Raw genomic sequence first — 14987 nt, forward strand, 5'->3', positions numbered from 1 at the left:
TCCACTAAATTTTTCAGCGATTTGGCAGTAACCACGGCAGCCAGCGGTGTCGCGGCGGTAGTGTGTTGTTATGACTGTCCGGCGGCTCCGCCGCCTCGCTGTTTGGGACTGCCGGGTCACCCCGGCCGGGTGGGCCCGGTTGACGATCAATCCAAAATGAGGAGAGCTCAGTGTTCCAGAAAAACAGACTGCACAGTGCGGTAATCGCCGCTACTGCGGCGATTATGGGTAGTCAGGCTGCCCACGCCGAGCCCAAGCAGATCGAAGAGGTGACGGTCACCGCCACCAAGCGTGCCGAGAGCGCACAGGATATTCCGGTAGCGGTACAGGCACTGGGGGAAGAGAACCTGGAAAACCTGAACGTCAGCAACTTCGACGACTATATCCGCCATATGCCCAATGTGACCGCCGGCGGTCGCGGGCCGGGCCAGTCGTCCATCTATATTCGCGGCATGGCTACCGAGACTATCGCCACCCAGCTGTCCCAGGCCAACGGCACTGCGCCGAACGTGGCCCTGTACATGGACGAGGCGCCGGTGAGCATCGGCGGCCGCAACCTGGATGTCTACGTTACCGATATCGAGCGTGTGGAAGTACTGAAAGGCCCGCAGGGCACCCTGTTCGGCGCCAGCTCCCAGGCGGGCACCGTGCGCCTGATCACCAACAAGCCCAAGCTGAACGAGTTTGAACTGGGTATCGACGCGGGCCTCGCCACCACCAAGGACGGCGAGATGTCCGACACCCTGGAAACCGTGGTCAACCTGCCGGTCATCGACGACAAGCTGGCCGTGCGTGTGGCTGCCTACCAGTCCAATGAAGGCGGTTACATCGACAACGTCGCCGGTACCTATACCCCGGATGCAGACGTGAACCCGGTCTGGGAAGGACTGCCGGTGGAGAGCGCCACCAACGAAGACCTGGTGGAAGAAGATTTCAACGATGCCAGCTACCAGGGCGCGCGCCTGGGCGTGAAGTGGGCCATCAACGACGACTGGGAAGCACTGGTACAGCACACCCACCAGGACCTGGAAGCGGACGGCGTCTTCGATCACGATCCGGAAAATGTCGGCGACCTGCAAGTACAGCGCTACTTCGAGGACTCCCTGGAAGACAGCTTCGATCTCACCAGCTGGACCCTGGAAGGCCGCCTGGCGGCACTGGATGTAGTCTACACCGGCGCCTATCTGGATCGCGAAGTCGAGCAGTCCATGGACTATACCGGCTACAACGATGTGGGCGGTTACGTGGACTATTACACCTGTAACACCGCGGGCGACACCTGCTACGACCCCACCAAGGCCTATGTGGGCACGATTGAGAATACCCGCACCAGCCACGAGCTGCGTATCTCCACCCCGCAGGAGAACGCCCTGCGTTTTACCGGTGGCGCCTTCTACGAAGACGTGGAAATTCTCGACAACGGCAATTTCCTTTACCCGTCGGTTGCCGATCTGGGCAATCACGAAAACTATCCCCGCGGCTGGGCACCCGACACGGCAGATGATATTCCGGCTACCGTGATCGACCCGAATCCGCGCCCGGCGGAAGTGGCCTTCTTCAACGATATCACCCGCACCCAGGATCAACTGGCCTTCTTCGGTGAGCTGTCCTACGACCTGACTGATCAACTGACCGGTACCGTGGGTCTGCGCCACTACGATATGGATGTGGAGCTGGTGGGTTCTGCCAACTCTTCATTCGATACCCTGTGGGGTGAAGATACCGACGAAGGTGGTGGCGACAACCTGGACCAGAAATGGGTAGAAGAGGGCATCGATACGCCGCTGAACGAAAGTGACACCATCACCAAGTTCACCCTCAGCTACACACCCAACAGCGACGTGCTGCTGTACGCGACCTACTCCGAAGGTTTCCGCCCGCCGGCCTATAACCGCGGCGGTGGCAACAGTAATGCCGACGGCAGCATCACCATTCCCTACACGGTGAGCACCGATACCGTCGACAACTACGAAGCCGGCTGGAAAACCAGCCTCGCCGACCACTCGCTGCAGTTCAACGGCAGCATCTACCGTGTCGACTGGAAAGATATCCAGACGGCGGTCTTCGACCCCAGTGTCTACTTCCTGTTCTACCTGGACAATTCACTGGATGCCCAGATCAACGGTATCGAGACGGACATTACCTGGCTGCCCACCGACAACCTGCAGATTATCGGTGCCCTCTCCTACAACGACACCGAGATCACCGATGTGCCGGAGAGTGCGGTTAACGTCGCACCGGAAGGCAGCGAGCTGGCCCTGTCCCCGGCCCTGCAGATGAACCTGCGCGCGCGCTACGACTGGACCATTTCCAGCTTCGATGCCTACTGGCAAGCCGGCGTCCAGTACAGTGACGACGCCTGGAGCTCCATCGTGGTGCAGCCTAACGACCGCTTCAAGCAGGATGCCTACGCCACCGTGGACGCGTCCGTGGGCCTGCAGGAAATGAACTGGGGTGTGGAGCTCTACGCGGAGAACCTCACCGACGAGCGCGCCGAGCTGTTCATCAATACCCTGGACGGCTCCAAGCGCACTACCACCAACCGCCCGCGCACCATGGGTGTCCGGGTAAGCTACGATTTCTGATAGCAACCAGTGCTCCCCTCTCCCGCTTGCGGGAGAGGGGTTGGGGGAGAGGGGGAGCTGTTGGTTCGCCCTTTCCCCCAACCCCTCCAGTAAACCGAGATATCGACTGTGCCCGCCGATCCCGCCCATCAGGAATCCCTCTCAGAAATCCGCAGTGCCCTGAAGCAGCGCGACTTTTCGCGCGCCCGGGATATGGCAAAAACACTGGCGGAAGCACACCCGAAAGATACCGAAATCCTCTATCTGCTGGCCGCCAGCCAGCGCTATCTGGCCGAGCACGCCCAGGCGCTGCAGACACTGGAAAAACTGCTGTTACAGGACAGCGAAAACGCCCGCGCCCACCAGGAGCGCGGCCACAACTTTGCCCGGCTGGATGACAACCGCGCGGCCGTCGGGGCTTTCCGTCGCGCGGTGGACCTGAATCCCGCCCTGCACGCGAGCTGGCGGGGCCTGGCCCTGGGCCTGCGCGCCCTGGGCGAAAAGGAAGAGGCGGAACAGGCCCTGCGCCAGTTCCAGCATTTACAGAAAATGCCGCCGCAGCTGCTCAGCGCCGCCGGACTGCTGTACGAGCGCAAGCTCTACAAGGCCGAACAGCTCTGCCGCGCCTTCCTGCAGAAACATAAACACCACCCGGAGGGCATGCGCCTGCTGGCGCTGGTGGGCGCCGAGCTGGGGATTCTCGACGACGCCGACTTCCTGCTGGAGAGCTGCCTGGAGCTCTACCCGGATTTTCACCAGGCCCGTTTCGACCATGTCGGCGTACTGCGCAAGCGACAGAAGTTCGCGGCGGCGCTGGAGCAGGCGAAAATCTTGAAAAAAGAGCAGGGCGGTCGCCGGGCGGAGACACTCTTTGCCACCCAGAGCGCCATGGTGGGTGACTACAAAACCGCCCTGGCGGTTTACGACCGTATCGCCGCCGAGTCGCCGGAAATATACGGCGTACACCTGCAGCGCGGCCATGCACTGAAAACCATCGGCGACGCCGACGCGGCTGTCCGCGCCTACCGCGATGCCTATCGGGCCAAACCGGATTTTGGCGATGCTTACTGGAGTCTCGCCAATATGAAAACCTACCGTTTTGCCGATGAAGAAATCGACCGCATGCGCGAACTGGTGAACGCCCCCGCCACTGCGCGCGAGGATCGCTACCATCTCTGCTTCGCCCTGGGCAAGGCACTGGAGGACCGAAAGGAATACGCAGATGCCTTCCGTTGGTACGAAAAGGGCAATGGATTAAAGCAGGAGGAGTGTCGCTACAGCATCGAGCAGAACCGCCGCGACACGGATCTGCAGATACAGCACTGTACGCGAGAATTGTTTGAAAACTTCTCCGGCGCCGGCTGCGATGCACCGGACCCGATATTTATCGTCGGCCTGCCGCGCGCCGGCTCCACACTGCTGGAGCAGATCCTCGCCTCCCACTCACAGGTGGATGGCACCCTCGAACTGCAGAATATCATGGCTGCCGCCCGCCGCCTGGACGGCCGCCGCCGCGCCGGTGAAGAGCCGCGCTACCCGGCGGTACTGCACGAACTGAGCGCGGAAAAACTGCAGCAACTGGGCCGGCAGTTTATCGAGGAAACCCGCATCCACCGTCGGGGCGCGCCGCTGTTTATCGACAAGATGCCCAACAACTTTCGCCATATTGGCCTGATTCAGCTGATACTGCCCAATGCCAAAATCATCGATGCCCGCCGCCACCCGCTGTCCTGCTGCTTCAGCGGCTTCAAGCAACTGTTCGCCGACGGCCAGGAATTCACCTACGGCCAGCAACAGATCGGTGAGTACTACCGCGACTATGTGCGCCTGATGGATCACTGGGATCGGGTGCTGCCGGGCAGGGTGCTGCGCGTGCACTACGAATCCGTGGTCGACGACCTGCAGGGCCAGGTGCGCCGCATCCTCGACTACTGCGGCCTGCCGTTCGAACAGGCCTGTATCGATTTCCACAAAACCGAGCGCGCCGTGCGCACACCCAGCGCCGAACAGGTGCGCCAGCCCATCTACCGCGGCGGCACCGAACAGTGGAAGCATTTCGAGGCGGAGCTGGCGCCGCTGAAAGAAATCCTGTCCGAAGAACTCGAAAACTATCCGCTGTCGCACTAAGCAAATGATGATGGCTATGCCCGGCTAGCCATCCATGGAAGCTGATGTCGACCCCCACCCGGCGCTCCCGGGCCCGCAATATGCCACCGCCGCCCCGCCAAGTGGCGTAAAAATCCTCATTAATGCGCCTTTCCGGAGGCTCGCCTGCCGTAATCGCCCCTTTTATGGGTGGCTGTGAAAATATATAACATTAAAAAATCAATTTCTTGAAAATTAATTTCTTCGTTGATATGTTCTGTTCATGCGCTTTCAGCTTGTCACCTTGTACCGCTCGCAGTCGGGCGCTCGCGGGGATTGCGGGTTGCTCCGGAAGAGTGTCCGTGAGCGGTTTTTTCGGCAGCTGTCCTGGCGCCGAGGCTCGAGGATCGTGAGGTATCAAGGGAAGGCACTGGGCAGGGAGGCCGGTGGTAGTGCTTTTCCATCCAATAAAAACGAAGACCACTGAGGGTTAATCATGCCAACCACATTCAACAAGAAGCTGCTCAGCCTGGCGGTATACGGCGCGGTATCCGGCCTGCTGCCGGCCGCGGCCGGGGCCCAGGAGAGCGAAGGTGCCGCAATCGAGGAAATCGTTGTCTACGGGGATATACGCGATAACCTGATTTCGGCCCAGTCCATGAAACGCGATGCGGATACGGTGGTCGACGCCATCACCGCGTCGGATATCGGCGCACTGCCGGACAAGAGTGTCACCGAGGCGCTGCAGCGCCTGCCCGGTGTCAGTATCGAGCGTTTCGCCTCCTCCGAGGACCCCAACCACTACGCCGACGAGGGCACCGGCGTGCTGGTGCGCGGTCTGGATCGGGTGCGCAGCGAAATCAACGGCCGCACCTCCTTCAGTGCCAATCCGCAGGGCGGTCTCAATTTCGAGGATATTCCGCCGGAGCTGTTGGGCGCGGTGGAAGTGGTCAAAAACCAGACCGCGGACCTGGTGGCCGGCGGTATCGGCGGCACCGTCAATCTGGTTACCCGCAAGCCCTTCGATCAGGAGGAGGCGCTGATTACCGGCAGCGTGAAGGGTAGCTACAGCGACTTCCGCGGCGAAACCACGCCGGTCTACTCCTTCCTGTTCAGCGACCGCTGGCAGACAGGCGCGGGTGAGTTCGGCGCGCTGCTGAGCTTTTCCGAATCCGAGTACAAGACCCGCGGCGACGGTATCGGCGTGGCCAACTTCTATTCCCGCGGCCCGGGCGCCGACACCGAGGGCGGTCCGCTGCTGGGCTACGAAGACAGCGTTGTCTTTTTCCCCGGGCAGACGTCCATCCGCACCGCCAACAACGACCGCGAGCGCCAGGGCCTGGCGGGCTCATTGCAGTGGCAGAACAACGACGGCACGGTGGTCGCCACCGCCGAGTACATCAATTCCGATGCGGCACTGACCTGGCGCGAACGGGTCATCGGCCAGCAGGGACAGGGCTTCGTGCTGGGCGAGCAGACAGACCTGAACCTGGCGCCGGACACCGAAGCCACCTTCGATGAAAACGGCATGTTTACCAGCGGCACCATCCGCAACAATGTGCTGCCCTATCTACTGTCCTCCCGTTTCAACAGCACCGAAAACGAGGTGGAGGATATGTCCTTCAATGTGGTGCTGACTCCCACCGATCGCCTGAGTATCGAGCTGGACGCACAGCGCATCGAGGCCAGCCAGCGGGTGAAAAACTACGGCATCAACGCCGGCGCCGCCAATACGGTGACCGATACCTATGTCGACCTGACCGGCAGCCGGCCGCAGATAGAGTACCTGAACCCGAACCTGGGCAATCCGGATCCGGCTTCCGCCGAGGCGGGCACCCCCGATCTCTATCTGCGCACACTGCTGGACCAGGATGTGGACAACGATGCGGAGAGCACCGCCTTCAGTCTGGACGTGGATTTCGAAGTGGACGCCGGTTGGGTGCGCAGTGTCTCCGGCGGCGCCTACTATTCCGACAAGGATCTGACCATCCGCGACACGGAATATTCCAACTGGGGTGTGGCCGGCATCAGCTGGGGCGGCGCCGGCAGTATGTCCGCCAGCGCACCGTCGATGGCACCGGACGAATGGGAGCGCGTGGACCTGGGGGATTTCTACGATTCCGGCAACCGCCTGCAGGGGCAAGACAGCTTCCTGTTCCCGAAAATGTCCAGCGCGGAAGATTTTGTCGAGTTTACCCGCCGCGCCTGTGAATCCGGTATCAGCAATGTCGCCCACGGCGGCAACGCCGCCAGTTCGCCGGCGCAGACCTCCGCGGACTGCTACCTGGCCAATCCGGATCTGGGCAACCGCATTGCGCCGGGATCGCCCTTTGCGCCGCAGCATATCAGCTCCACCAACGAGGAGCGCACGGAAGCCTACTTCCGCCTGGACTTCGGTAACGACGAGCTGGCGGTGCCGCTGCGCGGTAACCTGGGCCTGCGCTATGTGAGTTATCAACTGGAATCCTCTGGCTACACCTCCATGCCGGCGGCCCCCTCGGCCAATGCTGCGCCCTATTATCCGCAGGATATTCTCGCCTTTGCCGACGGCACCGCCTCCGAACTGCAGACGGTGGAGGGCACCGACTACAGCACCGTACTGCCGAGCTTCAACCTGGCGGCCGGTCTGCACGAGGATGTGGTGTTGCGTTTTGCCGCCTCCAACGGGCTCTATTTCCCCACGCTCGACCAGACCCGCTACTCGCGCATTGTCAGTGTGCTGGCGGACCATATCGGTGCGGATGGCAACCCGGCGGTAGACAATCCCAACGCCTGGAACTACAACCCGACCACGGCGGTGGAGAACATCCAGCTTTACGGCGCGGCGCGCAATCCGGATCTGGAACCGGAAGAGGTGTTGAATCTGGATCTGACGGCCGAGTGGTACTTCGCCGAACTCGGTTCACTGACCGGCGGTATCTTCTACAAGGATATCGACAATCTGTTCCGCGAACGCTCCTTCGTTGAGTCGGTGACCAGTGAATCCGGCGAAACCAAGGATGTGAACTTCAGTGGCCCCGTCAATCAGGGCTCCGGCTCCCTGCGCGGTCTGGAGTTGTCCTACACCCAGTTCTACGACTTCCTGCCGGGTGCCTGGAGCGGCCTGGGGCTGCAGTTGAACTACACCTATATCGACCAGCAGGACCTGAACGACCAGCGCAGCGATGAAGAGGTGGGCTCGGTACGCTTCACCGCGGACGGCACGCCGATTATCGACAATCGCAACACCTTCCGCGCCTTCAGCGATCTGCCACTGCCCGGTTACTCGGACGAGAACTACAATGTCACCGGTATGTATGAATACGAGGACCTGTCACTGCGCCTGGCCTACAACTGGCGCTCCCGCTACCTGGTAACCCGCCGCGACTCCAACGAATTCGCGCCGGTCTACGCCAAGGCCGCGGGCTTCCTGGACGGTTCCGTGTTCTACAACATCAACGAGAACATGGAGCTGGGGCTAGAGGCCAGCAACCTGCTGGAAACCGAAACCCGCACCGAGGTACAGTTGGACCAGGAGGGCACTACCACCGATGCATTGAACTTCACCACCGACCGCCGCTACGCACTGGTGTTCCGGGCGAAGTTCTAAACCCGCGGGGCGGCCGGCCGATTTTCCGGCCGGCCGCCTTGCTGATAAAACTCCGACACGTCTCTGTTTGCGGAATAGACTGCTCGGAGCCGGGTAGTTTCCCCTGGGAACGCCGAGCTCCAGCTCGGCAAGCGGGCCGCAGGCCCGCCGGAAAAAAATGATAAAAAGCTCAAGCCTCGACGTATGCCGCGAGAGATCGGCTGCTCGAGCTATAAAAAGCGATTGAAAAGCAATGTCCACAACAGACCCCGGGATCCGCAACATCGTTATCGCCGGCGGCGGCACCGCCGGCTGGATGACCGCCGCCGCCATGGCCAGGTTGCTGGGTACCGAGCGCTATCGCATTACCCTGATCGAATCCTCGGCCATCGGCACCGTCGGTGTGGGCGAGGCCACGGTGCCACATCTGCGCTTTTTCAACGAATTGTTGGGCATTGACGAGCGCGAGTTTATGCGCGCGACCAGCGCCACTTTCAAGCTGGGAATCGAGTTTGTCGACTGGGGAAAAATCGGCGATCGCTATATTCACCCCTTCGGTGTCTACGGCCGGCCGTTGTACGAGTGCGGCTTTCTGCATAGCTGGCTGCGCGGGCGCGCACTGGGTGATCGCAGTTCCCTGGAGGACTACGCCATCGGCGCCGTCGCTGCGCGCAAGGGGCGTTTCGCCTACCCGGCCCTGGAGGAATCGGATCTGCGCAGCAAGTACAGCTACGCCTTCCATATCGACGCCAACCGCTATGCCGCCTTTCTCAAAGACTACAGCGAAGCCCGCGGTGTCCGGCATATCGACGGGCGCATAGAGGAGGTGAGCTGCGATTCCGCAAGCGGTTTGATTGCCGCGCTGAAACTGGAATCCGGCGAAACCGTCGCCGGCGATTTCTTTATCGACTGCAGCGGTTTCCGCGCGCTGCTGGCGGAAAAAACACTGGGAGTGGAGTTCGAGGACTGGAGTCGATGGTTGCCCTGCGATCGCGCCGTGGCCATCCCCAGTGAAAGCGTCGGCGAGCCGCCGCCCTTTACCCGCGCCACCGCCAGCGGTGCGGGTTGGCGCTGGCGCATTCCCCTGCAGCACCGCACCGGCAACGGCCATGTGTATTGCAGCCGCTATATGGATGACACCCAGGCCTGCGACGAGCTGCTCGCCGGGCTGGATGGGGAACCCCTGGCAGAGCCCAACTTTCTGCGCTTCCGCACCGGGGTGCGTGCGCAGAGCTGGCGCAAAAACTGTGTCGCCATCGGCCTGTCCGGCGGTTTTCTCGAACCGCTGGAATCCACCAGCATCTACCTGATTCAGGTGGCGATCATGCACCTGATCGACCTGTTTCCCGGCGAGCGGATCGCCCCGGCGGCGGTGGATGAATTCAACCGCCTGATGCGCACCGAGTACGAGCGGGTGCGGGATTTTCTGATACTGCACTACTGCGCCAGCGAGCGCGACGACACGCCCTTCTGGAATGACTGCCGGAATCTGTCGCTGCCCGACAGCCTGCAGCGCAAGATGGATCTGTTCCGCGAACAGGGGCAGGTGGAACACTACCAGAAAGGCATGTTTCTGGAGCCCAGCTGGATCGCCGTCTATATCGGCCAGAATATTGTTCCGCAGCGCTGGCACCCGGGCGCCGATACGCCGGGGGCAGAGGCATTAAAGCGGCAACTGGCCGCGCTGCGCGAAGAAGTGGCGGCGCTGGCGGAGACCCTGCCCGCACACGCGAGCGCCTTGCAGGCACTGGATGCGGCGCAGGGCCGACCCCAGGCCTGGCCGCCGGCGGCGATGAGCCTGTACGGAGTCTTCTCGTGAGCGCTTCTGTTACACATGTGGCGATCGTCGGCGGCGGTGTTACCGGCTGGAGTGCCGCGGCGATGCTCGCCGGCCGGCTCGGCGAAGGCGTAAAGTTCACGCTGCTGGATATCCCGGAAAAGGGCGGCGAGTCCCCGCGCTGCCAGGCCAGCCTGCCGTCGATACGCGGCTACAATCGCCTCGCCGGCGTCGACGAGGTGGATCTGGTCACCCGCGGCGGCGCCGCCTATACCCTGGCCACTGCCTACCGCAACTGGCAGGGCGACGGCGGCGACCACTTCCTGCCGTTCGCCGCCCACGGTTTTATGCTGGAGCGCCGGGATTTTCACGGCTTCGCCGCGCAGCAACGGCGCCGCGGCGATAGCACGCCCTACGATCACTATTCCGTCGCCGCCCTGGCCGCGCGACAGGGCCGCTACCGGCCGCCGTCGCCCAAACCGGGCTCCCTGTTTGCCGGGCTCGACTACGGCCTGCAACTGGATACAGCCATCTATACCGGGATGCTGAGAGCGCGGGCATTGGCGGCCGGTGTCGAAGTGGTGGAATCGGCGCTGGCCGGGGTGGAGCGCAATGCGCTCGGCGAGATCGAGGAGCTGTGCCTGACCGATCGCCGGGCGCCCCTGAAAGCCGATCTCTACCTGGACTGCAGCGGCCGCTGCGCGCGGCTGATCGGCGAAGCACTGGCGGAACCCCGGATCCATGCCGGCGATTGTATGCCGGCGGATCGCTGTGTCAGCGTGACTTTTACCCCCGACAGACCTGTGCCCCACAGTACTCTTGCGGCGCTGGAGCAGGGCTGGATATATTCGGTGTCCGCGCCCACCGGCACCGAGGCGACACTGTATTTCTGTTGTGAGCTGATCGCCGATGAACGGGCGCTGGCACTGTTGCGCCAGTGGTCGGGGGGCAATGAAAAGGAAGACGGAGCCTTTCGCGCCGTCTCGCCCGGCCGGCGCCGACGGAGCTGGAGTGGCAACTGTATCGCCCTGGGCGAAGCCGCGCAGAGCCTGGACAGTTTTGTAACCGGGCCTTTGCACTGGGCACAGGAATCCGTGGTGCGGTTGCTGCAGCAGTTTCCGGCAAGCCGCGATTTCTCCCGCAGCCGCGATGAATTCAACCGCCGCGCCGCACTGGAGTTCGAACACCGCCGGGATTTTGCCCGCCTGCACGCCTGGCTCGGTGCCGGTATCGATGGTCAGTTCTGGCGGCGGGCCGCCGAACTGCCGGTATCGGATGCCCTCCAGCACCGCCTGGACCTGTTCCGCCAGCGCGGCATAATGCCGTTCTACGAGGGAGATCCGATGCCGCAGGCGCTGTGGATTTCCCTGTTGTTGGGCCACAACCACTGGCCGCAAGAGCGGGATGCGATTGTCGCGGCCATGGATCCGGGCTGGATCGCGGAGCAGCTCGAGCGCATGCGTACGCTGATGGCCAGAGCTGTGGCCTCAATGCCGGGGCACGACGAATATCTGCGCTATCTGGTACAGAGCAAGAAACAGAATACGGGGACATGAGAGGGCTGGACTATCTTAAATAGGCCCTGACGCGAATGCCTCTAAGCTAAGCCGACGCTCTTTGTAGGATGGGCAAAGGAGCGCAGCGACGTGCCCATCACCTGCGGCCGCAGTAAAACTCCGGTGGTGCCGATCGGGCGCACCCTACCTTGGTATTTAGTGTGTCTGATCGATGGTAAAGCTCTCGATATTGCCGCGCTTCTGCATGGTGACGAAAGCGCGTTTGCCGTCTCTGCTCAGCGCGATATTGGTGGGGTGCTGCCCTTTCAGGCCGATGGAAGACAGCCTCTCCCCATCCGGGGCAATTTTCAGTACCTCGCCGGCGCCGTAGCGGGCGATATAGAGATTCCCGCCTGCATCCGCCGCCATGCCGTCCAGGCCGTGGTCGGCAAACTCCATCAGCAGCCGCTTGTTGGCGATATTGCCATCCGCTTGAATATCGTAGACGTAGACCTTCCGCTGCACACTCTCGTTGACATACAGCCGCTGGCCGTCCGTGCTCAACTCGATACCGTTGGTGGTGCCCATGTCCGCTTCCAGCAGGGTAAAGTGGCCATCCGCGTCCATTTTCCACAACTGGCCGCTGCCATTCTGCCAGTCCGGATCGCTGGCGTAGACGGTGCCGTCCGCGGCGATAGCGATATCGTTGGGTTGGTGCATTCTGTCGTTGTGAAATTGTTGCACCAGCTCGCCGCTCTGGGGGTCCAGCTTGAGGATATTGTGGCCGGTATAGTCGGCTACCAGCATAAAACCGTCGCTATCGAAACGGAGACTGTTGCCGGTGCTGCCTGCGGGCAGTTGCGCAAAAATTTCCTCTCTGTCTTTGCCGCGTACTATGCCAATGGTTCCCCGACGGCCCAGATTGACTGCGTAGAGGTTGCCCATGGCGTCGATGGCCGGGCCCTCCACGCCGTCGGTGAAGCGGTGCTCGGCCACCCAGTCCTCGGTACTCTGCGGGGTTTCCGCGCAGGCGCCCAGCAGAGTCGCCAATAGTAAAAGGGTTCTTTTCACTTTCAACAGCTCCGTAGGATGGGCAAAGGCGCGCAGCGACGTGCCCATCAGTTGTGGCAAAAATATCAGTAGCTCGCATCCAGCAGCCGTTCCAGCGGATAGGCCGCGGCGACCACCGCCTCTCCGTGCATCTGTTGCGCCTCGCGCAGTTGGGCGCGAATGGATGCCGCGGTGTCGGCGTCGGGAGACTCGCCCGCTTGCAACAGCTCGATCAGGGCGATGCCGCGGTCGCTTACCCGGTATAGCTGTTGCGCAAGCCGGCGGATATCGGCATCGGGTTGATCCGGTCTGCGCAGTGTCTCGGCACTGTCGCGCCAGCGTATCAGCCGTGCGTCGAGCGCCTGCAGATACTCCGCCCCGGGCGAGGCCAGCCACTGGTCGATATTCTTTTGCAGCTCCCTTACCGCAAAACTCTCTGCCGGCAGTGAGTCGACGAAGCGGTTTAGCGGGTCGCGGCGGGAATAGCTTTCGTGTACCGACTTTTCGTGGTGGCGGTGGTAGTAGTGGGCCGGTTCCAGCGCTTCGCTCAGTACCAGCGCCGCTTCGAAATGGTCGTCGGATACCAGCTTTGCCAGTGCCTCTCGTTGTTGCTGCCGGTGCTTCAGCCCTGTGGATTCAGCGGCCCAGCGGGAAACCTGCGGCAGGCGGCGATACAGCGATGCTTGATCGCGCAGCGTTCGCGGTGACCAGAGGCGTTCGGCTACGGCAAAGGCGCGCGGCCACAGGCGCAGGTCGATGCTGTTTTCATCCACCATTTCCGACCAGAGGGCGGCCTCGCCGCCGAGAATATTCTGTTTTTGCCGCTCGCTCAATCGCGGGGCCGGCAGGGCCGCGGGAATCGAAGTGCCTTCCAGTTGACTGCCGCCAATCAGTTGACCGCCGGCGGTGTAGGCGACATTGCCCACCAGCATATCGCCGCGCAGTTTTGTCCCGCCCAGGTCCAGCCGCGCCTCGAGCGGCCCCATCCAGGTATCCAGCTCGAAGCGGGTGATACCGTGACGGGTGTCGATACTGTGTAGCGGTCGGCGGGATTTGCCGGAGAAATCGATAAAGCCGCGCATCTCTCCGGAAGGTTTTTCCACCAGGGTGAAGCTGCCCTCGATGGCGCTGCCGCGTTTGCGCGGCAGGGTAAATTGCCGGCGCTGCCATGTTTCCCGCTCCGCGAGCCTGAATTCGTATGGCGCCAGCAGCAGGCGGTTGCGGTAATGGTAGGCGGCGGTCTGTGGCTGGTCGAGATAGAAGCCGGTGGACAGGATCGCCGGGTGACCGGCGCGGGCGATATTGCCCAGGGCATCCGGACCGCGCCAGGACTGCACCGCGGTGCCGGAGGCCAGATTTTCGTGCAGCACTTCATCCCAACCAATCATGCGGCGGTCGAGTTTGCGCAGAATCGCGGCGATGCGGCCGTTGAAATAGTTGTGCAGGTCAGCGGGCTCCGGCAGTTTCTGTTTGCGCATAAGCGCCTGTATCTGCGGGTTTTCGAGCCAGTCGCGGGGATTTACTTCGTCGCCGCCGATATGCACATACTCGAACGGAAACAGTTCCGCCACCTCCGCGAGAATCTTCCCTGCAAATTCGTACACACGTTCATCGGCGGGGTTGAGCAGAGGCGTGTGTACACCCCAGCGCTCCTCCGGCTCGTAGGGGCCGGGCGCCGACATCAGCTCCGGATAGGCCACGGCGATGGCGCTGGCGTGGCCGGGCAGATCGATCTCCGGTACCACTACAATACCGCGCGCTCGCGCGTAATCGACCACCTCGCGGATCTGCTCGCGGCTGTAGTAGTGGCCGTTGGAGGCGAGTTTGTGCAGTTTTGGGTAGTGGCGGGATTCCAGGCGCCAGCCCTGGTCGTCGGTGAGGTGCCAGTGAAAGATATTCAGCTTGGCCGCGGCCATGCCGTCGAGCTGGCGTTTGATGGTGTCCACGGAAAAGAAGTGGCGCACGGAATCGATCAGCAGGCCGCGCCAGCGAAAGCGCGGCTGGTCTTCTACGCTGATGGCGGCCAGCTGGCCGCCGTCGCCGATCAGTTGCAGCAGGGTTTGCAGCCCGCGCAGTGCGCCCAGGTCGGTTTCCGCGCGCAGTTGTATGCCCTCGGCGCCGACGCGCAGACGGTAGCCCTCGGCCGGGGGCTGTATTTGTTGCAGGCGGGTAATGGCAGCCGATTCGCGGGCAATTTCCACTGTCAGCTTTGCCGCCGCTTGGGTCCCGCCGCGCAGTTCTATGCCCGATTGGCGCCGCAGGCGCTGGCGAAAACGCTCGAGCGCGCCGTCGAGGCGCGCGGAAGCGGGGCCGCGCACTTCCAGTGCCAGTTCCCCGCCCAATTGGAGTTGCCCCTGCTGTCTCTGAAATTGTTGCGGGTAGGGCATCAGTGCCAGGGGTTCTTTCCCGAGGGCGTTGGCGGCCGAGACGAACATTGTGGCCAGTAG

Annotated in this window: 7 protein-coding genes; 5 read left to right on the forward strand and 2 right to left on the reverse strand. The window is 62.3% G+C overall.

Features of this window, described 5'->3' with window-relative positions; genetic code table 11:
* Positions 1 to 170 precede the first annotated feature (170 nt).
* The 5 genes from OQE62_RS03990 to OQE62_RS04010 all read left to right on the forward strand — a co-directional run bounded on the left by OQE62_RS03990 (position 171) and on the right by OQE62_RS04010 (position 11550).
* Positions 171 to 2585, forward strand: coding sequence for a TonB-dependent receptor (locus OQE62_RS03990; protein ID WP_265720703.1), 2415 nt, complete (start codon positions 171 to 173; stop codon positions 2583 to 2585).
* 108 nt (positions 2586 to 2693) lie between these two features.
* Positions 2694 to 4691, forward strand: coding sequence for a tetratricopeptide repeat-containing sulfotransferase family protein (locus OQE62_RS03995; RefSeq protein ID WP_265720704.1), 1998 nt, complete (start codon positions 2694 to 2696; stop codon positions 4689 to 4691).
* Positions 4692 to 5145: 454 nt separating this feature from the next.
* Entirely contained in the window at positions 5146 to 8238 is a 3093-nt protein-coding gene (locus OQE62_RS04000; RefSeq protein WP_265720705.1) for a TonB-dependent receptor, read from the forward strand.
* Positions 8239 to 8470: 232 nt separating this feature from the next.
* Positions 8471 to 10036, forward strand: coding sequence for a tryptophan halogenase family protein (locus OQE62_RS04005; protein WP_265720706.1), 1566 nt, complete (start codon positions 8471 to 8473; stop codon positions 10034 to 10036).
* Positions 10033 to 11550, forward strand: coding sequence for an FAD-dependent oxidoreductase (locus tag OQE62_RS04010; RefSeq protein WP_265720707.1), 1518 nt, complete (start codon positions 10033 to 10035; stop codon positions 11548 to 11550). Before OQE62_RS04005 ends, OQE62_RS04010 begins: the two co-directional genes overlap by 4 nt.
* 156 nt (positions 11551 to 11706) lie before the next feature.
* Here OQE62_RS04010 and OQE62_RS04015 read toward each other — a convergent pair whose 3' ends face one another.
* Entirely contained in the window at positions 11707 to 12561 is an 855-nt protein-coding gene (locus OQE62_RS04015) for an SMP-30/gluconolactonase/LRE family protein (protein ID WP_265720708.1), read from the reverse strand.
* Positions 12562 to 12626: 65 nt separating this feature from the next.
* Complete coding sequence (locus OQE62_RS04020) at positions 12627 to 14975, reverse strand: beta-N-acetylhexosaminidase (RefSeq protein WP_265720709.1); 2349 nt, start codon at positions 14973 to 14975, stop codon at positions 12627 to 12629.
* Between the last annotated feature and the right edge of the window lie 12 nt (positions 14976 to 14987).

Source organism: Microbulbifer halophilus, assembly GCF_026183675.1.
Lineage (GTDB): Bacteria > Pseudomonadota > Gammaproteobacteria > Pseudomonadales > Cellvibrionaceae > Microbulbifer > Microbulbifer halophilus.